At 53.1% G+C, this 20,191-nt stretch carries 22 protein-coding genes and 1 tRNA gene; 10 read left to right on the top strand and 13 right to left on the bottom strand.

Going from position 1 to position 20,191, the window contains the following annotated elements; all coding sequences use genetic code 11:
- Positions 1-5: 5 nt before the first annotated feature.
- From Pr1d_RS06770 to Pr1d_RS06755, 4 genes are all read left to right on the top strand, one after another.
- Positions 6-1,586: an aldehyde dehydrogenase (NADP(+)) gene (locus Pr1d_RS06770; RefSeq protein ID WP_210417908.1), complete on the top strand. Its 1,581-nt coding sequence runs from the start codon at positions 6-8 to the stop codon at positions 1,584-1,586.
- A 436-nt stretch (positions 1,587-2,022) separates the two neighbouring features.
- Entirely contained in the window at positions 2,023-2,670 is a 648-nt protein-coding gene (locus Pr1d_RS06765) for a hypothetical protein (RefSeq protein WP_148072825.1), read from the top strand.
- Between the two features lie 47 nt (positions 2,671-2,717).
- On the top strand, positions 2,718-3,893 hold the full coding sequence (locus Pr1d_RS06760) for a TadE/TadG family type IV pilus assembly protein (RefSeq protein ID WP_148072824.1): 1,176 nt from the start codon (positions 2,718-2,720) through the stop codon (positions 3,891-3,893).
- Between the two features lie 121 nt (positions 3,894-4,014).
- A complete protein-coding gene (locus Pr1d_RS06755) occupies positions 4,015-4,470 on the top strand; it encodes a TadE/TadG family type IV pilus assembly protein (RefSeq protein ID WP_148072823.1) in 456 nt (151 codons plus the stop codon).
- 242 nt (positions 4,471-4,712) lie between these two features.
- Here the strand turns inward: Pr1d_RS06755 and Pr1d_RS06750 are convergent, their stop codons facing one another.
- From Pr1d_RS06750 to hisI, 3 genes are all read right to left on the bottom strand, one after another.
- Complete coding sequence (locus Pr1d_RS06750; protein ID WP_148072822.1) at positions 4,713-5,123, bottom strand: GlsB/YeaQ/YmgE family stress response membrane protein; 411 nt, start codon at positions 5,121-5,123, stop codon at positions 4,713-4,715.
- A 132-nt stretch (positions 5,124-5,255) separates the two neighbouring features.
- The gene (locus tag Pr1d_RS06745) at positions 5,256-5,723 is read right to left on the bottom strand and encodes a RidA family protein (protein ID WP_148072821.1); all 468 of its coding nucleotides are present in this window, start codon (positions 5,721-5,723) and stop codon (positions 5,256-5,258) included.
- A 17-nt stretch (positions 5,724-5,740) separates the two neighbouring features.
- A complete protein-coding gene (gene hisI / locus Pr1d_RS06740) occupies positions 5,741-6,136 on the bottom strand; it encodes a phosphoribosyl-AMP cyclohydrolase (protein WP_148072820.1) in 396 nt (131 codons plus the stop codon).
- Positions 6,137-6,496: 360 nt separating this feature from the next.
- Between hisI and Pr1d_RS06735 the strand changes: the two genes are divergently transcribed.
- Both Pr1d_RS06735 and Pr1d_RS06730 read left to right on the top strand, forming a co-directional pair.
- Positions 6,497-7,126, top strand: a complete 630-nt coding sequence (locus Pr1d_RS06735; protein ID WP_148072819.1) for a glycosyltransferase — start codon at positions 6,497-6,499, stop codon at positions 7,124-7,126.
- 580 nt (positions 7,127-7,706) lie between these two features.
- Complete coding sequence (locus Pr1d_RS06730) at positions 7,707-8,252, top strand: Rossmann-fold NAD(P)-binding domain-containing protein (RefSeq protein WP_148072818.1); 546 nt, start codon at positions 7,707-7,709, stop codon at positions 8,250-8,252.
- 55 nt (positions 8,253-8,307) lie between these two features.
- Here the strand turns inward: Pr1d_RS06730 and Pr1d_RS06725 are convergent, their stop codons facing one another.
- Positions 8,308-9,084, bottom strand: coding sequence for an inositol monophosphatase family protein (locus Pr1d_RS06725; RefSeq protein ID WP_148072817.1), 777 nt, complete (start codon positions 9,082-9,084; stop codon positions 8,308-8,310).
- 429 nt (positions 9,085-9,513) lie between these two features.
- Between Pr1d_RS06725 and Pr1d_RS06720 the strand changes: the two genes are divergently transcribed.
- Entirely contained in the window at positions 9,514-10,284 is a 771-nt protein-coding gene (locus Pr1d_RS06720) for a hypothetical protein (RefSeq protein ID WP_148072816.1), read from the top strand.
- A 62-nt stretch (positions 10,285-10,346) separates the two neighbouring features.
- On the opposite strand, the gene Pr1d_RS06715 is transcribed toward Pr1d_RS06720, so the two are convergent.
- Positions 10,347-10,420 (bottom strand) — tRNA-Met (locus tag Pr1d_RS06715).
- A gap of 154 nt (positions 10,421-10,574) precedes the next feature.
- Here Pr1d_RS06715 and Pr1d_RS06710 point away from each other — a divergent pair.
- Entirely contained in the window at positions 10,575-11,150 is a 576-nt protein-coding gene (locus Pr1d_RS06710; RefSeq protein ID WP_168205096.1) for a TIGR03546 family protein, read from the top strand.
- Entirely contained in the window at positions 11,147-12,916 is a 1,770-nt protein-coding gene (locus Pr1d_RS06705) for a TIGR03545 family protein (RefSeq protein ID WP_148072814.1), read from the top strand. The genes Pr1d_RS06710 and Pr1d_RS06705 overlap by 4 nt, the downstream gene beginning before the upstream one ends.
- A gap of 38 nt (positions 12,917-12,954) precedes the next feature.
- Here the strand turns inward: Pr1d_RS06705 and Pr1d_RS06700 are convergent, their stop codons facing one another.
- The 7 genes from Pr1d_RS06700 to Pr1d_RS26450 form a co-directional block, all read right to left on the bottom strand.
- Complete coding sequence (locus Pr1d_RS06700) at positions 12,955-13,278, bottom strand: type II toxin-antitoxin system RelE/ParE family toxin (RefSeq protein WP_148072813.1); 324 nt, start codon at positions 13,276-13,278, stop codon at positions 12,955-12,957.
- Positions 13,268-13,426, bottom strand: coding sequence for a hypothetical protein (locus Pr1d_RS25690; RefSeq protein ID WP_168205095.1), 159 nt, complete (start codon positions 13,424-13,426; stop codon positions 13,268-13,270). The genes Pr1d_RS06700 and Pr1d_RS25690 overlap by 11 nt, the downstream gene beginning before the upstream one ends.
- A gap of 150 nt (positions 13,427-13,576) precedes the next feature.
- Positions 13,577-14,710 (bottom strand): (E)-4-hydroxy-3-methylbut-2-enyl-diphosphate synthase, encoded by a 1,134-nt coding sequence (gene ispG / locus Pr1d_RS06695; protein WP_148072812.1) that lies wholly within the window; start codon positions 14,708-14,710, stop codon positions 13,577-13,579.
- Between the two features lie 115 nt (positions 14,711-14,825).
- The gene (locus tag Pr1d_RS06690; protein ID WP_148072811.1) at positions 14,826-15,932 is read right to left on the bottom strand and encodes a CPBP family intramembrane glutamic endopeptidase; all 1,107 of its coding nucleotides are present in this window, start codon (positions 15,930-15,932) and stop codon (positions 14,826-14,828) included.
- Positions 15,933-16,012: 80 nt separating this feature from the next.
- The gene (pgsA, locus tag Pr1d_RS06685; protein WP_148072810.1) at positions 16,013-16,639 is read right to left on the bottom strand and encodes a CDP-diacylglycerol--glycerol-3-phosphate 3-phosphatidyltransferase; all 627 of its coding nucleotides are present in this window, start codon (positions 16,637-16,639) and stop codon (positions 16,013-16,015) included.
- Between the two features lie 44 nt (positions 16,640-16,683).
- Complete coding sequence (gene rimO / locus Pr1d_RS06680) at positions 16,684-18,243, bottom strand: 30S ribosomal protein S12 methylthiotransferase RimO (protein ID WP_238476649.1); 1,560 nt, start codon at positions 18,241-18,243, stop codon at positions 16,684-16,686.
- A gap of 74 nt (positions 18,244-18,317) precedes the next feature.
- Positions 18,318-18,440: a hypothetical protein gene (locus tag Pr1d_RS26450; protein ID WP_261343807.1), complete on the bottom strand. Its 123-nt coding sequence runs from the start codon at positions 18,438-18,440 to the stop codon at positions 18,318-18,320.
- 110 nt (positions 18,441-18,550) lie between these two features.
- Here Pr1d_RS26450 and Pr1d_RS06675 point away from each other — a divergent pair, with 110 nt between their 5' ends.
- Positions 18,551-19,288, top strand: coding sequence for an ImmA/IrrE family metallo-endopeptidase (locus Pr1d_RS06675; RefSeq protein ID WP_148072809.1), 738 nt, complete (start codon positions 18,551-18,553; stop codon positions 19,286-19,288).
- 44 nt (positions 19,289-19,332) lie between these two features.
- Here the strand turns inward: Pr1d_RS06675 and Pr1d_RS06670 are convergent, their stop codons facing one another.
- Positions 19,333-20,175 carry a hypothetical protein gene (locus tag Pr1d_RS06670; protein WP_148072808.1) on the bottom strand — a complete coding sequence of 281 codons (843 nt, stop codon included), beginning with the start codon at positions 20,173-20,175 and terminating at the stop codon, positions 19,333-19,335.
- Between the last annotated feature and the right edge of the window lie 16 nt (positions 20,176-20,191).

The raw sequence follows: 20,191 nt of genomic DNA, 5'->3' as shown, positions 1-20,191 counted from the left end.
TGAACTTGACTGGCCTTCATTTAATTGGCGGCACATGGTGCGCCGACTGTCCGGAACAGTTTTCAGCCAAGGATGCCGCGACTGGCGAACCATTATCTACGCCCTTTGCAGAAGCAAACGAGAAGGATGTTGACCAAGCAATGCGGCTCGCTGAGGAATCGTTTGATGCGTTGCAGGCCGCTCCGCGGGAACAAATTGCTGTCCTGCTAGATACGATTGCCGCTGGTATTGAGTCCGCTGATGAGTCCCTGTTGGAACGTACTCATTCCGAAACGGGACTGCCAATGCAGAGGTTGCAGATGGAGCGTGCCCGCACGGTAGGGCAGACGCGTCGGTTCGCTCAATTAGTCAGAGAAGGTTCCTGGGTACAGGCGCGGATCGATCGGGGCAACCCCGGCCGTCAACCAATGCCCAAGCCGGACGTACGGGCCATGCTGACTGGGATAGGACCAGTCGCAGTATTCGGAGCGAGCAATTTTCCGTTGGCGATCTCCGTTGCAGGTACGGACACAATCTCCGCCTTTGCAGCTCGTTGCCCGGTAGTAGTCAAAGGACATCCAGGGCATCCAGGGACTTGTGAATGGATTACCGAGTTGATCGCCAAGTCGATTTCCCAAGTCGGATTGCCGATGGGTATGTTCTCGATGCTCCAAGGCGCGGGCCATGAAGTTGGCATGGCCCTGGTACGCCATCCACTCACCCAGGCTGTCGCATTTACCGGTTCGCTACGAGGGGGGCGTGCCCTGTTTAACGAAGCTGCCAACCGTCCTAATCCGATTCCGGTCTATGCAGAAATGGGGAGTATCAACCCAGTATTTGTCTTGCCAGACGCTCTTAAATCGCGATCGCCTCAAATCGCCCGAGACTACGTCCAGTCGGTTACGCTCGGAACAGGACAGTTTTGTACGAATCCGGGTCTGCTATTTGTGCCAACGGGACCAGAGGGCGATCAATTTGTCGAACAGGTAGGTAGTGAAGCAGCATCTGTCCCTCCGGCCCCTATGCTCCATGAGGGCATCTTGGAAAGATATCAAGCCGGTGTGACACGAATGGCGGCTATGGAAGGCGTCAAACGAATTGGGCCGGCACCCACGAACGACACTCGCCAGGCCCAATGCGTTATCTTTGAAGCTAACGCTGCTCTCTTCGAGCAACATCAAACCCTTTCCGAGGAAGTCTTCGGCCCCGCTTCTCTGGTGTTGCGGTGCGAAGGGGTCGAGCAGATGGTGGAGATCGCGCGTCATCTTCAAGGTCAGCTGACAGCATCAATCCATGGAGAACCAAATGAACTTGCAGCTCATACCAACTTGATTCATCAACTTCAACGACATGTCGGGCGCCTAGTATTTAATGGATTCCCCACTGGCATTGAAGTGTGCGCTGCAATGCACCATGGTGGTCCTTACCCGGCAACCACCCACTGCGGTTTCACGTCCATCGGCGATGCAGCAATCCTACGATTCACGCGACCGATCTGCTATCAGAATTTGCCCGACAATGCCTTGCCTGTTGAGTTGCAGAATCACAATGCCTCTGGTATCTGGCGGCTTGTCGATGGCGAGTTTTCACGAGAAGACGTGAAATAGACTCGAAAACTATTCGAGGACCTGTAGCTGCGCTCGCCAGAGCGTGGAGATTTCTCCCCGCCTTGCTTTTTCTAGTTGCTTCTGCGCACTAATCTGTGGCGTCTGGGCCACATCGGGGTAGGCCAAGGAGTTTTCACTCTGGCTTTTCCAGAAACCACTGCGCATACCCTCACATTCTGAACTAGAGTTATCTTAGAAGAACTCCTAAACCTCGCTCATCTTAGAGTTACTGCAACACAAGGGTATACGGAGAACGGGACCTTACCGTTCTTCGGATGTTCATAAACAAGACACATAGCATTGCCAACTTCCCCCTCCCATCAATCAGCAACTCATCCCGCCCGTACTTCCCCAACTATTTTCCTTTTCGGTTCTTTTCTTTTTTGATTTCGCAGTTGATACGCGACTCGCTCGCTATCAGCAGGAGGCAACTCTGATGAAAACTTCAATGATGAATGCTGCGCAAAAGTTCCTCTGCGTTTGCTGCTGGACTCTAGTGGTGGGATCCGCCGGCACAGCCTTGGGCAATGATTCGGATGTTATGCAGATCGAAGAACATTGGCAGTTGATCGTTGGAGGACCTGATTTTGGCCGAACGGCTCCTCAGGTGACAATGATTATGTCGCCCACAAGTAGCATTGAAGGTGATTTTTTTGCTTTTACATTGAATCACTGGAGCTACCCCCAGTTTGAAGCGGGGGGATACCAACTCCAAGCCTGGAACTCAGACTACTGTGGAGACGTGCAACATGGTGAACGTACGAACTCTTTGGCAATAGACGGCGAAGTAATCACTTGGGTCCAACGGTTGACACTCAACGAGGGTAGTCTCAAGTTTCAAGTTGTCGATGGGGAAAGTGAGTCCTGGGGTGGTTTTGACGGCGATGACTTTTCGTTGACGATTTCATCGCCGCTGACTCGCTTGAATTCCTATCTCCCTTCGATCTCTCTTGGCCAGTCCGGAATAGGTTATGCAGGCAATCGGGTGTCCTCACTCACGTTAACACGACTGCGTTGGGTAACGAGAAACGGTCAACACCATGAGTTGGTTGCGCCGATCGACATCGATACGGATCTCGACTGATCCGTAGCCATTAAGTGAAACATCAATACTCTCGGAGATACCCAACAATGCGATATTTCAAGTCATTTCAACGAAAACAACTGCAAGAAACCCGGCGCGGAGCGGTCACGATTCTTGCCGCACTCTTGTCAGTGGTTGTACTCGGCATGGTCGCCTTCTCTGTCGACGTTGGCTATGTGCTTTCAGTCAAGGAAGAACTACAGAGAACTGCGGATGCTACGGCGCTAGCAACAGTTTGGGACTACGGCAAAAACATGGTCGATAAAGTCGACTATCAAACCAGCGAGTGCGTCGCACGAAATACTGCACAAACCTATGCCACCTGCAACAAGATTGCTAATGGCGGTCCCTTGCTCGACCAGAACGCAGGTAACTCTGCAGGAGGAGATCTGGTATTCGGATTCGTGGACGATTTTTACAACCCACAAATGACTACTGGGAATGCTTCACCTGCCAAACCATATAACGCGGTGCGAGTGCTAGTACGCCGAGATAGCACTCTCAATGGGGAAGCCCCAATGTTCTTTGGACGAATCTTTGGCCTCTCGGGAACTGCACTCCATGCCGAAGCTACGGCAGCGATTATTCGAGATGTGAAGGGATTCTCTACTCCTCACAGCGGCGAGAATATCGATCTGCTCCCTTATGCCTTAGATCTGGAAACCTGGAACAGTTGGATGGCTGGGAGTGGAGACGACAACTGGGGCTGGGACAAAGAGGCCAAATGCATCTACGAAGGAAGTGATGGTTGGCTCGAAGTAAATCTATTTCCCCAGGGAACCGGCTCGCCAGGCAACCGAGGCACGGTCGACATCGGGAGTAGCAACAACAGCACCAACGACATTGCTCGACAAATCCTCTGTGGCATAAGTGCTGCCGACATGGCTTATATGGGAGGTTCCATTGCCTTTAATGATGAGGGCAAACTCTATCTGAACGGGGATACCGGCATTAGTGCGGGAGTTAAGGATGAACTCGCAGCAATAAGAGGTCAGCCGCGTTGCATACCGATCTTCAGCGAAGTCAACGGTCCAGGTAACAATGCCGTATTCACGATAGTCAAATGGATGGGTATTCGCATTATGGACGTAAAACTTACCGGCCCCATGTCGAAGAAACATGTCACGATCCAGGCGGCACCAATGGTCGGACCAGGCACGATTCCTTCAACGATATCAGGAACAAGTTCTTATGTTTATTCGCCGGCTGTTTTGATCAAGTAAACTTTATGACGCAAGTCACCCCTAAAGCAGGTGCATCGAATCTCCGTCCGAAGAAGGCAGAGAAACATAATCGATGGTACCAGATAATTCTGCCACTTCTGCGTATGAAGCGAGAAAAGCCATGAATATAAGTATTCGGAATCAGTCAAGCGTATTTCGCAGGGGCACTCTGCGTCAGAACTCGAAAGGGTCACGAAAAGGTCTTGCCACGGTGGAGTTTGCCCTCATCGCTCCCCTATTCTTCATGCTGATACTAGGTAGTATCGAGATGGGACGGGGACTCATGGTCCAGCAGGTTCTTACCAATGCTTCGCGCGTGGGAGTCCGCGATGCAGTGATGCTCTCGGGAACCACAGCCTCAGCTACGACCGCGGCGACTGATTTTGCCGAGGGAGCCACAGTGGGAGGGGTTACCGTTGTAGTAACTCCTGACCCATCGACGGCTTCTTCGGGAGATATGATATCGCTTACCGTGTCGGTTCCGTTCGCCAACGTCACCTGGGTGCCTGCCCCTTGGTTCATGGGAAGTACCACACTTAGCGCGACTTCGGTCATGCGTAAAGAAGGCTTTGAATAGCAGACTTTGAATCTATCTGGATCACTGCCCAAAGTTTTAAATCTCAAGTCCAGTGATCCATGATCCTCGTCTACAATCTGACCACATCGCAATGGAATTGCCGCAAACTTCTTTAACCCCTGCCCTCTAGTGGTCGGCGGTGTGAGACGGTGTTTAGTGTCCTGAACCGTGTTAGCCATCGACCCACCCACGCCGTCGCCTTGTGCGGCGGCGTGCTTTTGCAGGTGTTAGCCGCGATGCCGTCAATCTTCGTATGCAACTGTGTCATAACGGCGGCGGCGGGAACCGCCCCGTCGACGACGACGATGCGACTGGGTGACGTATTCCCCTTCGACGAAGTAATAGCCACCCAGCATCTTGTAGAAGAATAGAATTACCAGGGTTCCGAGGATGCCTACGAACATTCCCAGGGGACTGATGGGGATGATTCGGTGTCCATGGTTGAAGTAGCTGCAAATGCCGCAGCCCATGACGGTGCCGCCGATGCCCATCAAGATCGTGGCGACGGCCCCACCTGGGTCACGGCCAGGCATGATCCCCTTGGCAAGTAGGCCCACCACGGTCCCAAAGCCGACCCATACCAAAACATCATTCACCAATTGTTGCAGTGAATCGTGGAGCACGATTCCCTGCGCAGGATCAAAGTTTTCCATCTTCTTTGCCTCTCTCTGCCGAGCCTTATCACTTCAGAGTGGGGACTGTATGAAAGAGTCCCTGGACGGGAAAGAGAGACCCAGTTGCTAGCACTGCTATTGTAGGGTGGACACCACCCAACCTACACAGGCTCAATCGTCGACAAGTTCAAAAATGGCTTCGATTTCCACAGCCATTCCAGCAGGAAGCGAGGCGGCTCCCACGGCACTTCGGGCCGCGATCCCCGCTTGCTCTCCGAAGACGTCTCGCATCAACTCACTAAACCCATTGATCACAGCAGGCTGATCAACAAACTCGGGTGTGCAACGCACGAGACCAAATGTCTTGACGAGGCGCTTTATGCGGTCAAGCCTACCGCAATGTGCCTGAAGACTTGCCAACACAGCCAAACCTGTCTGACGCGCTGCCTGTTGCGCTGCGGCAAGATCCAAGTCTTGGCCTACGACACCACAGGTCAGTTTGCCATCTGGCATGAGTGGTCCGTGACCAGAGAGATAGAGAAGTTTGTCGACTTGGATTATGGGTCGATAGAGCCCCATCGCTTTGGGGGCAGGAGGAAGTTCAAGTTTCATGGCTTCCAGGCGGGTATCTGCACTCACGATTTCTCTACTCTGGGTTAGGGATTTTTGTAGACCTGCTGCGGATCGAACACTCGCTCACCTTCGATGAGGAATTCGGAACCGCTCCACTTGCGAAAAAAACAGCTCGGAAAACCTTCGTGACAAGCGGCACCTCCGATCTGTTCGACTTTCAACAAGATTGTATCCGCATCGCAATCCACGTAAATCGCCTTGACGACCTGGAAATTGCCGCTTTCTTCTCCTTTGTGCCAAAGCTTCTTCCTGCTGCGGCTGAAGTAGACCGCTTGGCCGGTCGCGAGGGTCTGCTGCCACGCCTCACGGTTCATGTACCCCAGCATGAGGACCTGCCCGCTTGCTGCATCCTGAGCAATAGCAGGCAAGAGGCCATCGCCATGAGAAAAGTCAGGAGTACCTGTCGTTTCAGCAGTCATGATTTTGGTATATATCTCAACAGCCACCGCCGGAAGGCCGTGGTTCAAGGAGCGTCAACCACCCCCTTCCGGGGGCGGCTACTAAGTGGGTTTATTTCTTTGCCACATGGCTTTGAAAGTCAGCTTACTGCCTGCCAGTTGCTTTGAACAGCAGCCAACTCTTCATCCTGCGGTAATCGTCAGGACCGGTAGCCCAGGCAACATTGTACCAATCGGAGGTTATTGCCAAATCCTTCAGGTCACTGGGAATCGTATCCGATGGACATAATAGGCATTTCCGAATCCTCGTGATTTAGGATGGCGCGTCCAAACCATCTGGACGAAATTCACTGAATTACTCAAAGAGCGGGAGTAAGCACGTTGAACCAACAACTCACAGTCATCCTACCGATGCACAATTGCGAGCGGGAAATCCGCCAGACGGTTCACGGAATTCTTGATATTTCGGTTCATGCAAAACTCAGCCTCGATCTGGTGATCGTCGACGACGGCTCGACGGACGACACTTTCGAAACCGCCTGTGAAATCTCTTGCAGGTACCCCCAAGTTCAAGTTCTCCGGCAGCCCTATCGTAGCGGGCTGGCCGCTGTGTTGGAATTGGTTCGCAATAGGCTGTCAGTCGATATGGTTGTGCTACATGATGGAGTTTCGCCCATCAATCCAGTGCAGTTGAGAAACCTCTTGCTTGATGAGCAGGGAAAACTTCGCCGTGTGGAGTCCGGTGAAGCACAGACTCAAGCTGGTATTGATTCACACGGGTCACGGCGATTTAGTGCCGTGCGCGCCCTGCAGGACAATATGGAGCGTGCCCATCGGCAGGTAGTTGGATTCAGTTGGATGCAAATGGATAAACCCCTGGTACCTCGGCGACGGCATCAACCTGGCCAACAGAGTCGATCAAATGGTCTTCCTGAAAAAAGTGGCCAACCCATTGCCAGTTTTTTAGCTGAAGTCCCGGTTGGATTCTCAGCATTCACACAGCTTTCTTAAGAAGCCAATCCAGCTCAACTATTTGTGCAATGCGCTTTTTGCTTTATTCGAGCACACTCTCACTACTCGAATGGTAGCCAATTCGATGCAATCGCGCGATTTCTAGATGTCCAATTCTGAAAAATGCGCGCACTGAATGCTACTCTAGTTACAGAGGGAACTGAGCAATCGCAGAAATCGGGAACAAGACGAGTTGTCGTGCGTAGATTCCACTTTCGAAAGACTTGACCCTCTTGGCTGACCAGGATAAGATTTTTCCTGTCAGTGGGAACCTGCTTCGAGGCACTTACGCAGTACTTGGAGTTACAGAAGCAGCTTTCCAAATTTAGGCATTCACCGCGGGCAAAACCTCTCTCGGCTGGTTGGTTGGTGACTTACCTACATCTCGTAACATAAGAGCAATGACGGCTGTTTGTTGCGTACTTTTCTACAGTGAAGATGTAACCAGCATTACCCGGAACAGAATCGTGCTATCACCCCATCGCTTGGCAGTGCTTTCTGCCGGCAAAAAAGTGCGTGGCGTCATAGCACAAATTTTCACCGTGACAAAGTGGTTTGTCACGTGGAGGAGTGCACTAAGATGAGTACCGTCGAATACAATTACGACAGCAAGGGTTTTGAGATACCGATTGCTCGAAACAATTCTAAGCCTGCCCAGGTACCAACAAAGTACCATCGCATTCAAGAAGTCTGTCAGCAGCAGGGCGCGACCGTGAGAGCCATCTCGCGCAAAATGGAAATTGGCGTCAATGAGATCCGCCAACAGGAGGATCCCCACGCCGACCTGCGGATCTCTGATTTGCTGAAGTGGCAAAAGGTCTTAGAAGTCCCTTTGGTCGATCTACTGGTTGACAATGATGGGCCACTTTCTGAACCCGTCACAAGGCGCGCAAACATGTTGCGGGTAATGAAAACCGCCAAAGCCATTCTCGAGACAACCCACGATCGAAACGTCAAACGGTTGGCTGACATGTTAGTAAGTCAGCTCGTGGAGATCATGCCCGAATTGTCGGAAGTCTCTGCTTGGCATACCGTTGGCCAGCGCCGCACGCAGAATGATTTAGGGCGGATCGTCGAGCGCTCGATCCCCGACTCTTTCTTCACCGACCCCAATCGTGGTTACTAAGTGAGGCGAGCCGGATGCGTAAGCTTCCGGCATACCTCCCACTTCGATTCCTTTCTCAATTCAGCAAGCCCTGTACTTGTGCATACAGTTCGGGAGAACTGGCAACACAATAGTGTCCCTCAGCAAGTTTATAGTCTCCACCTGCAAAAGACCCAACTACCCCACCCGCTTCAGCAACTAGCAACACGCCGGCTGCAGAGTCCCAGCTATGGACTGATGCTGCCCAATGGGCATCCAGCCAGCCACAGGCAACATAAGAAAGGTTGAGAGCGGCAGACCCAGTGCGACGTACTGCTTGGCAAAGTGGGCTGACTCTTAGAAAAGCTTGCATATCTGGTGATTCGGAATGGATATCTGGAGGAAAACTCACTGCCACGAGTGAGTCCTTCAAATGAATAGCGCTGCTAACGCTTATTCGTTCATCGCCGAGCCAACTCCCCTGGCCCAACGCTGCCTTGAAACATGCCTTCGAAAGCGGGTCGAAAACTACGCCTGCTACCACTTGTCCAGCTTTTGCTACCGCTACAGAAACACTGTAACACGGAAACCCGTGGACATAATTGGTTGTCCCATCTAAAGGGTCTACTACCCAACAATAAGGCTGATCGAGTTGAGACGGATCTGGGCTTTCTTCACCTAAGAACCCATGGTCGGGATAGACAGCGCGAATTGCCTTGTATATCGCTTCTTGAGACGCCATATCAGCATCGGTCACAAGATCGCGAGCCGATTTCTCACGGGCCGTGAAACGGTCTCTCCACAGCAATAACTGCTCAGCTCCCAAACGGGCGGCAACTTCGCAAGTATCAAGTAATTTCGCCAATTCTAGCATTTATTGTGCTTTCTGTTGTTTTAATTAGTGGCCAGTTTGCATTAACGTAAAACCTTACTGAATAGGCAATAAGGGCCGAACGTAGCAAAATTGAACAGCCGTGCAAGAAAAACTAATAAAGATTCTCTCCAAAAAGCTGGACACAGAATCCTGATTGAGTATGATTATGTTGGAACAAGTGAACTGAGGACAAGTGTTTCTTCAGTCAACCCAACCGCGAAAGTGTGGAAGGTGTTTGCCTAATTTCTATTATCCCCCCCAAGTAAACATTTGGCCTCTTCTCTGTTCCGGCCCCGCCGCAACACCTCGGTGTTCGGCGGGGTTTTTTTATGTATCCTCAGTTCTATCCGTCAGGTTCCTTTCTTGATCCGAAATAACCAGGGCAACAAACCTCACTTGTTTTAATTACAGTTGCAATTGTTCTCTCTAATGAAACCTCATCAACTAAATTCTGTCGAGCCTCTGTGGCAGCTCAGCGATTTCGATGCCCATGTCCAGGCTGCCCTGCTTGAGGCTCACATTGATCTGTCTAGTCCATCGTCGGGATTGAAACGTATCACTTGGAATTCGTCTCCGCTCATCGGCAGTGTATTGGGTATCGACCTCTCGCGAGAGCATAATGGGAAATCGTTTTCAGACACGAGTGCCATCGAACGATATACACGCGGATCGGACTTAGTAGCCAGGTACCCAGAGAACCAATCGCAACCCTATTCTCTGGAGGCCTATTGGCGAGTTTCCGTCCCCCAGACCGACCATGTGCAGATCGACTCCATCGTCTCGTTGCAGACCTCGCTTTTGGAGAGCTATCCCACAGCCCAGACCGTCACCTCCCTGGCTGCCCACGAAGCATGGTTCGTTCCCAGCGACGGCACGAAGGCCAGAATGCTTGCCAATGAATTAAATGCAGAGCAAACAACCACCAGCGATGACTTTGCCGGCATACTGCTTCGCAGCAAAGAGGGTGGGTGGAGCTATCTTGAAGGAACTCAAGTCTCGGACCTGGGAACCTGGCAAGCTGATTGGGATAAATCAGGCAAATGGACTATGAAACGATTCCTCGGCGGCGAATTTCAAGAAAAAGGAGTCATCCGCCGACTACGGGTCCGCGGTATATTTCTCCCCCAAGAGGGAGACATCGAAAGCGCCCCTCATCTATTAAGTGAATTCGCCAGCTCACCACCGCCGCTAACCGTGTGATAGATTCCTCGACTTAGAGGGGATAACACACTTGAGTGGCCGTTCTAAGGGACAGCCACTAGTAGCGGAGGAGGGATTTGAACCCCCGACACGCGGATTATGATTCCGCTGCTCTAACCAACTGAGCTACTCCGCCGCAATCTTGCTGTCAGCTATCAGCCGACAGCCCGATATTTGGCCAACTTTTCTGCCGGCCAAACCCTCCAGATTACCTTCTTCGACCTGATTGGCAAGGGGGCCATCCAGTGCCAGCAGTGCTACACTCTGGAGCAAATCATCCTGGAATGCCGATGAAGTTGAAGACGTACGAACTCTTCACTGGACCAATCCTATCGGCATTCGGAAGCACGATGTTCTCATTTTTTCTACGCCCGATTCGCCAGTTTGCCCAGGCGCTGGTGGCAAATGATTCTGCTGGCCAAGTCGCCTGGGGTTTTGTGCTAGGAATGGCTATCGGTCTGGTGCCCAAGGGGAATTTTGTGGCTGTGCTGCTGGGGATGATGTTGCTGGGGCTGCGCGTGAATAAGCCTGCTGGCCTCATGGGTGCGGGGCTGTTTGCCTGCGTGGGCATGCTGCTGGATCCGCTTGCTCACCGGATTGGGTCCTTCCTCTTGGCATGGCCCCCACTCCAGAACCTACATACTGCGCTCTTTGATACCGCCATCAGTCCCTGGCTCGGGCTCAACAATACCGTCGTCGTGGGGCAATTGGTGATCGCGCTCTACCTGGCATACCCTGCCTATTGTTTAGCTCACCTGTTTTCTCTGCGCGTACAAGCTCGACTGAGTCGTTGGCTGCTGCGATTTCGTGCTGTTCGGTTGCTTAGAGGTGCCGAACTCGGGACACAATGGGGGATTGACGGTTGAAAATCATTCGTTGGAAATATGTGGCCCCGCGACTCTTGCTGCTGGCAATAATGGCCAGCGTGGTAAGATTTGGCTGTGATCCTCTGCTTGAGTGGCTGATCGTAAGCGGCGGTCAATCAGCTACCGGTGCCAAGGTTGAGCTAGCTGGAGTGTCGACCTGGATCAAATCAGGAAAGCTGGAAATCCGCGACTTGCAAGTTGCCAATCCGGAGTCCGAATTTCGCAATCTGTTTCAAGCCGAGCAAATCGTATTGCAGCTCGATTCATTGGCCCTCTTGCACAATCGGATGGTGGTTACCAATGGCGCGATTACCGGCTTGGAAATAGACACGGAGCGCAGCACTTCTGGTGAGTTGGTGGTATCAGATGCGACCTCGGAAGAGGGACCACCGCTGTTCGAGCCCGTTGTCACCAAGGCCAGCGATCTGGCAAGCGACTGGCTCGAAAACGCCAGTCAGCGACTCGATACAGACTTCGTGGAGCAGTTGCAAACACCACAAGTCGCCGACCAGCTCGTAGAAAACTGGAAGAACCAATCTGAGTCCTTGCGCAGCCGTGCCAAACTACTCCGCGAACGTGGCCAAAAGCTAGCCGAAGAATTTCGTGAGATCAAGAAGAATCCTTTGCGGAGCGCTCAACGCCTACCAGAAATTCATGCCGAGTTGAAATCGAATCAACAAGAGCTAGTATCCTTGCAACAAGAGATTAAGGAACTACCCGAACAAGCACGAGCCGATCGGCAAACCCTCACGACGGCTCGACAGCAAGACGAAGCTTTCCTGAAAAAGCAGTTCGAGTTTGAACAACTCGATGGAGATAATCTGACGCAAGTATTGCTCGGTGAGTCCGTTGCGGAAAAGTTGCAGGAAGCTTGCGACTGGATCGCCTGGGCTAGAAAGAAGTCTCCCAGCAACGCGGCCAAAGAGCTTGCCGCCCAGCGGGGTCGTGGCACGACGGTGACCTTTGGCAAACCACAACCACGATTTGAAATTCAGCATGTTGGAATAGAATTGACCGCCCAAGTCGCGGGAACTCCGATGCAGTTTGTTGGCTATCTGAGTGGCGTTTCCTCTGCCCCACACCTGCTGGCAGAACCAGCACGTCTGGAGCTAGCTTCCCTAGGGGATACTCCCGTCAAGCTGCTCGTCGTCTCAGACCATCGCGAGCAAGTTCCCCGCGAAGAAATGCATTTTACATGTCCGGCACTACCCATCCGTGGCCGCACCTTGGGCAACGAAGAAAAGCTCGCGATCCAACTTGCTCCAGGCAACGCTGATCTCTCGGTTGATTTACTACTTGAAGGTGAAACGCTGTCCGGACAGATCGCCTTCGCCCAACACGAATTTCACCTCACGCCATTGGCCAGCCCCCGAGTCAACAGACATCTGGCAACCGCGTTGGAAGGGGCTCTGGGCAACATTAAGCAAGTTACCGCAGAAGTGGAGCTGACTGGTACGCTCAAACAGCCTCAATTCAAAATCGATTCACCTCTCGGCGAGCAATTGGCCAACGAAATCAGCACGGCCGTGGTCAAGCTGGCCCGTGAACGAGGTGAGGCACTGCTCGCAAAATCCACAGCGAAAATGAATAGCCAACTAGAGAAACTCACGGCCGCCAAATCTGCTCTGGAACAGGAACTGCTGGCCAATCTTGGTGAGAATCAAAAGATATTCGAAGATCTCGCGGGAACTGCTAGTTTGGGGGGACGTGGCTTGTCGGTGCCCCAGATTAGTTCGACTTTGGGCAAGGGCGTATTGCGGAAGTGATCGCAGAAGGCCGCGACCGCTGATCGCGGTAAGGCAAACTACTTCGAACCACCCTCCTCCAATTCATCTGGTCCGATCGGCTTGCGCGCACCGTGTCGAACTGTCAGTATGTGCACAATATCTTTATCAATTGAGTAGAGAATACGATAAACACCGTAGAAGGTTTGCCGAACATCGACTCCGGCTATTTCAGCCGGATAAAGTATGGCGTGACTCTCAGGAAGATTCTTCAAGGTATCGATTCGTACTTGTAGATTTGCTAACCACCGCTTTGCATTCGTAGGAGAGTCGATGGCAATGTAATCGCTAATCGTCTCAATCTGACGTCGTGCTTCGTCCGTCAGCCGAATTCTATGGAGCATGTCTAGAAGAGAGCTTCTTGAAGACCGAATCGCTGTCGTGCGTGCGTCCTGCTTCGACGTCGGCAACACCACGACGCACCGAAGCCAGGGTCTCAGCCTCTTCGTCGGTTTCGAGTCCTAGCATTGCATCATATATGTCGGATCGCATAACGACGTAATTACCTTGGTTGCCCGCCAGAGAAAGGGGCCCCCCATGCAACTGAAGGAGTGATTCTGTTTCTGGTGTTATTGGAGATGAGGGGAGTTCCATAGCCAAAGTATACCATGTTGCCGGCAGGTTATCCAGCAAGTTCTAAATCTATCTCCCGCCGATCAACTCATCCAATTCCCGTTTCAACCGCGGCAGAATCTCGTCATAACCATACTGCCCCAGCGATTCGCTTCCTTTCTTGAGATTGACAAACTTCGGCCCGCACCAAAGGCCTAAGTCGGCATCGTCGGTTTCGCCGGGGCCGTTCACGCGGCAACCCATCACGGCAATTGTGATCGCATGGTCCGCTGCGTAACGTGTCATCTCTTTCACCTGCTCGGCCAGGTCGATAAACGCTTCGTTCTCGACCCGCGAACAGCTAGGGCAGCTGATAATATTCAGGGTGTCGAGTCCGTAATCCACCACTGAGCGGACTCGGCCTTCGGCAATGTCAGTCAGGATCTGTCGACCGGCGACGATCTCTTCTGGCTTGCGGGGATTAGAAACAGTTAGTGACACACGAATCGTGTCGCCTATGCCGCGACTGATTAGTTGCTCAAAAGCGATGCGAGTTTTGATGATCCCGTCGGGAGGCATGCCTGCCTCGGTCACACCCAGGTGAAGAGGCACATCGGGACGCAACTCGGAGAAACGCCGGTTCACTTCGATTACTTTCTGCGGATCAGAATCTTTGAGCGAGACGCAGTATCGGGTGAAACCAAGTTCATCAAGATGTCGGCAATGCTCCAGGGCACTATCGAGCATTGGCCCGATGGAATCATCTTCCGGGTACTGGTTGAGCTTGTCGGGATCGACACTCCCACAATTCACACCAACTCGCATGGCGCAGTTGTTGTCTGCTGACACGGACGCCAAGTAGCGAACCTTTTCCTGCCAGGGCTTGCTGCGCTCGTGGTGGTACAAGTGGCCCGGATTGTATCGCACCTTATCCACATGCGGGGCAACGATCTCCGCAAGCCGGTAGTTCTCTTGCAGGTCGACGGAGAGATTGGCACTCGTCTGCTGTCGGATTTCAGCAAGCGCCGCGGCATCCTTGTCATTGTCGACAGCGATCCGCACGACGTCAGCCCCTGCATTGTGCAAGGCGTTCACTTGGGCCACCGTGGCATCGACGTCCTGCGTGTGCGTGGCTGTCATGCTTTGCACGGCGATGGGGTGCTCGGCACCGATCGTTGCAGAACCGATTCGTACACTGCGGGTAGGATTGCGGGTGATGTTCACGTTGGGAAGGTTTCTGGCGTTTTATACTGGAAAAACCGCGGGCTTCCACCTGCGGCTAGGAAGGACTTTGTATCTGCAATTGTAGGGAAACAAATCCGTAAGTGGAAATGGGGAATCAATCTCCCAACTGCAGCCACAGCATGATCATTGAATAAGCATTGAACAGGGCGTGGGCCGCAATCGATGGTACTAACCGATGGGTCCTTTGATAGAGGTATCCTAGCACGATGCCGAACAACACCAGTGGCACAGGAGAAACTCCATGCCCCAAGTGAGCGAGTCCGAACAGGATTCCACTAATTAGAATCGGCACCCACCCATGCGGAAGCGTCGCCAAGACGCCTTGACGTGGCAGGGGAAGGTGCTCGGCAGGAAAGGTTAGGGGCTGCCCGTCGTCGACTCCAACGATAGATTCTTCGATCGCTGCTGGCACCTCACCATCTAATTCCGACGACTCTTCAGAAGATCGACGGTCGCTCCCAGTGAAGCCAACCATTTCATCTTCCCACCTTTCGAGCCAACCTTGCAGTAGCAAGCGAAAAACAAACTCTTCTCCCAAAGGGGCAGCGACGACAACCAGCAAAAATCCCGCTAATAGCATTCCAGGGGAGTGGCTTTCGCTAAGCTGCTCAACTATCGGATGTTCGACCTCGGGTTGCAACAAAATCGTGAGCCCCAATTGGATCACATAGATAGGCAGCAGCGCGGCAGCGCATGCCACGCTCCCGATGCCAATATCATGAAGTACTTGCTCGCCACTCTGCGGGAGGCCAAGATCGATAGAATTCGCCCCGACGGATAGATGCAACCAAACTCCGATCACAACGACCAGAAGTATCAAGAACACGGTGGTTCCCAAACTGTTGAGAATAAAATCCTGAGCGCTGACTTCTTCCTCAACAGAATCTTCTGGAACAGGAGAGGATTCAGTGTCAGGTTCTCCAACTAACTGCGGGTCGTCGTATTCTGGATCAATCACCGCTTCTGTGAGATCATGAGGATCTTGTCCTGCTCCACTAAGCGTAAAGATCACGCCCGAGAAGGTAAGCAACATGACCAACATGACGATCCCTGATTGCCAGGGTACGCGTTGCCTTGGTTGGTAAGCCAGCAAGGGTGTGCCGCCAACATGCCGTTCAAATAGAACCAGTAATGCCCCAATACTGGCCAGCGTGGCAGCGAGCATGAAAAGGAGAGCTGAGGTGGGCATCACATCGGGCATTTCTGATTCGTAGACAGTTGTCCGACTCTCCAAACCGGATTAACAAAGAACCCGACTCGGAGAGTCGCGCCAACGATAAATTATTTTCCCTGAAATCGCCCCGCGGCGGCTCGCACATAAGTCACGCCCGAGTAGAGTGTCAGCGCTACCATAGCCCAAGCGACCGCCGTGAGTCCCTGGGTCATCCACGCAGGCGGAACGGTTTGCCAAGTATTCTCTGCCTGATCGACATAAGTGAGCTGCACCATGCTCCAAATCGCAGCAAGGCACTGAAGTCCCATTTTCCACTTACCGATCCACTTGGCCGAAAAGTCGCCCCCCTGTCCTTCAACAAAAGCGCGAAGTGAGGTAACCAACAGTTCGCGACCCACTACGACCACGGTCATCCAGGCGGGAATGCCAGACGGCAAGAATCCCTCTGTAAGCCGTGGCACGGCCGAGAGCAGTACAAATGTGCCGCAGATAAACAGCTTGTCGGCAAAAGGGTCCATCACTCGACCGAGTTGAGTGATCTGGGAATACTTGCGAGCCCAATAGCCATCCAACCAGTCCGTTCCCGCAGTGACGACAAACAAGACCAACGCAACCTTGTACCAACCCGCGATCAGGAACCCGAACAGTGCCAGTGACAACACGATGCGTGCCAGTGTAAGTTGATTCGGCACATTGAGCACCGATGCAGAAGCCGTCGTCGTTGGTTCAGACATGGATTGGCGTGGTGTTTACGAATTAGGAAGAAATGGACCGCGGACTAACGAGGCTCACCACAAGCAACCGCTACCAGGTCGTACTCTTGGCGAGCCACTATCTCACATCGTACCAGCTTGCCAGGCGAAAGTCCTGTCCCTGTCACATAGACCACGCCATCCACGTCCGGGGCATCGGCATACGAGCGGCCAATCCAGGCGGTTGGTTCGTCCGGTACGGCAGAATCGATCAACACATCGACTTGCTTACCAATCTGGGCATCGTTCCAGGCAAAGGCGATTTCTTGTTGTACGCCCATCAGATGGTCGCGCCGCTCGGCCTTCAAATCTTCAGGCAATTGATCGGGCAATTTCGCCGCAGGCGTGTCTGGTTCATAAGAATACGTGAACACACCCAGCCGCTCGAATTGCTGTGCTCGCACAAAAGCTTCTAACTCAGCAAAATGCTCATCCGTCTCACCAGGGAACCCCGTGATGAAAGTCGTTCGCATCGCCAGATTGGGAATCCGCTCACGCAACTTGCCAAGTAGCGTCTCTGTTTCGCCCCGCGTTACCCGACGCTGCATTCGTTTGAGCATCTGGTCGCTGGCATGCTGCAACGGCATGTCGAGGTAGGGAACAATCCTCTCACTCGAGGCTATCGTGTCAATCAGCTCATCGCTGAAGTACATCGGATACAAATACATCAGCCGAATCCAATCGAGACCCTTGACCTTCTCCAGTTCTCGCAACAACTCTGGCAATCGTGTTTCACCATAGAGATCGCGCCCATAGTAGGTTGTGTCTTGGGCCACGATGACCAATTCGCGCACACCGTCGGCAGCCAACTCCTGTGCCTCGGCGATCACCGTTTCCATCGGCTTGGTGACATGCTTGCCGCGCATCTTGGGTATCGCGCAGAAAGTACAAAGCCTGTCGCAGCCTTCGGAGATCTTCAAAAAGGCGAAGTGCTTCGGCGTAATCCGCATCCGTGAGGTATCGGGAAGCGTATGGGTCGGTGCAGGCTGAAATACACTCCGCTGTTCGGCGAGTCCACCAATCAGCCGGTCTGCAACCTTGGTCACTTCTTCGCGGCCGAACACACCGACCAGTTGATCAATCCCAGGCCGGTCTACCAACAGCGATTCCTTCTGTCGCTCGGCAAGACAACCCGACACGATCACCCCGCGAAGATGCCCCTGCTTCTTTAGCTCCAGCATCTCGTCGATCACCGCAAACGATTCTTGCCGCGCCTGCTCGATGAAGCCACAAGTGTTGACGATCGCAAAGTCGGCCCCTTGCGGTTCGTTGACCAGCTGATAGCCATCAAGCTGCAACATGCCGAGCATCCGCTCGCTATCGACAAGATTCTTCGGACAACCCAAGCTCACAAAGGCATAACGGCCTTTCGGCCCAGCTCGGTCGGTATCGGTGCTGTAAGTAGTAGTCACAAAAGGAGCCTTGGGGGAGGGTAGGGAGAATCGGTCGATTCTATCCGATTTGAGGTCCGCCAACCAGCCGTCGTTAGCCGCGCCGCGTCCGCCGAGTCCTGCTCGGCGAGAGCGAAGCGCGTTTTCCACTTCCACCCCCAACATGCGTCCCGCTACGCCACCATATCCAGCCACAGCCCATACTGGGCAAACGCCAGATCGAGATCCGAATCAGCAACCTCTCCGTGGCCGTCAAGATAGCCATCCGCTCAGGTTGACCCAATCATGCCGTAGTTGTCATTGAGGACGTCGAGGTCGTCGTCATCCGGGGAGAAAAAGTAGCAGTTTAGTTCGACAGGTGCGTTGGCGAGTGGTTTGGTCAGATGAGGCACGAAAAGCAACCGTGGTCAACAGAAAATCGTCGAATACTTAACAACGTACTTGCAAAGCCATCCACCACAGCTAAGATACGCATGTACACTATCTACCCCTGGCAGTTCCCATGCTTCTCGAAATCCCTCCAGAACAAATTCAAACCACCATCGAGCAATGTGCCAGAGAACTTCTGGCCGAAGCGGGAATCGAACAACCACCTGTCGATGCGATTGAGTTGGCCAGGCGACTGGGTTTGACGGTCGCTCAGGATGGCCCATCGGAGGTGCGGGCCAGATTTGTTCGGTTGTCACCTCACAGCGCTGGAACAATTCTGCTGGCCGACGAGGTGCGAAGCGAACGCCGTCAGTGGGCCGTCGCACATGAGATCGGCGAATTTGCCACACGGCGTGTTTTCGCTGAGCTCGGCGTGCCACTTGTTGATATCCAACTCTCTGCACGTGAGCAGATGGCCAACCAGTTGGCTGGTGCCTTGCTACTTCCGGGCAATTGGTTTCAAGCCAATGGCGACCAAGTTGACTGGGATTTGCTGGACTTAAAATCGCGATTCGACACTGCTAGTCACGAACTTATCGCTCGGCGCATGTTGCAGATGTCGCCAGCCGTGATCATTTCACTCTTCGACCAAGGCAAGCTCATCTGGCGACGAAGCAACCTCATGCATAGACCGCGACCGCTGACCGACGCAGAGCATAAGGCGTGGCAAGTGACTCACCAGCAGTGCCAAGCAAGCCGCCTAGATCAGAATGAGCTACCGGAAGGTCTCAGCGATATCCGCTGCTGGCCCGTGCATGAGGCAAACTGGAGCCGTGAGATCATGCGGACGGAGTTGGAAGAATGGCAATGAATCTCCAACACTTGCCAACGCCTGGGGATTGCAATCCCCAGATGCTACTGAAGGGAGAGTAAACGGCTCACCAATTCTTCAACCACATAGGGCTTGCCCATGACAGCACTGCCGCCAGCATCGCGTACCATTGCCAGATGTTCCTGCCGCGGAAAATCCAGCAGGGCGATCACTCTGCCGCCTCGCTTGCAGATCTCCTGAGCGAAAATCCGCAGGCGTTCCAATTCAAGAGGCTCCAACTGTCCGCCGTCCCAAATGCCGGCGGTTACTTGCGAAGGGAGTTGTTCAAACTGGCCTCGTCGTGCCCAGTGGCATTCTGCTTTATAGGGACCCAACGCGCCGGCTAGCGCGTCGAAGGTTGAAATCAGCTTGCAATCGATGGCAACGACTCCTGTCAGCTCCGCTTGGATTGTATCCAGACACCGACCTGAGTGCGGGCCATCCAAGGGCTGCGACCACGGAGGACAACCGCCATGTCCGAGCGTATTGATCGCCGACGTCCACCAGCCAGGAAATTCATACCAATAGAGGCGCAAGACTCCGGAAAGCGGCGTGCCTGTCCTCAATTCCCCTTCGCACCAGGTTCCCGCGACCACGACCAATCTGGCCAGCGGTGCTGCTAGCAGGAGTTGCTCAACATCAGCATCCAAATAGGTATCCGGCAACGGGCAAGCAAGCAGGATCAACTCCGGAGCAAACTCCGTTTCCTGGAGAAGTGCTGCGGCCTCCTCGCAGGATGCGGTCCGTTGCCAATCGGCACTCATGGAAAGGGGAGATAAGATTTCAGCAAACTCACCATTTTTCCAGGGCCCGACAAGCAAGACTCCAACCGTAGATTTGTTTCCTACGGAATCATCACATTGATAGGAATATGAAGGAGCATTCATTCTGAGAGTTCTCTAT

Origin of the sequence: Bythopirellula goksoeyrii (genome assembly GCF_008065115.1) — a bacterium.
Taxonomy (GTDB): domain Bacteria; phylum Planctomycetota; class Planctomycetia; order Pirellulales; family Lacipirellulaceae; genus Bythopirellula; species Bythopirellula goksoeyrii.
This window is presented reverse-complemented; position numbering and strand designations above follow the sequence as displayed.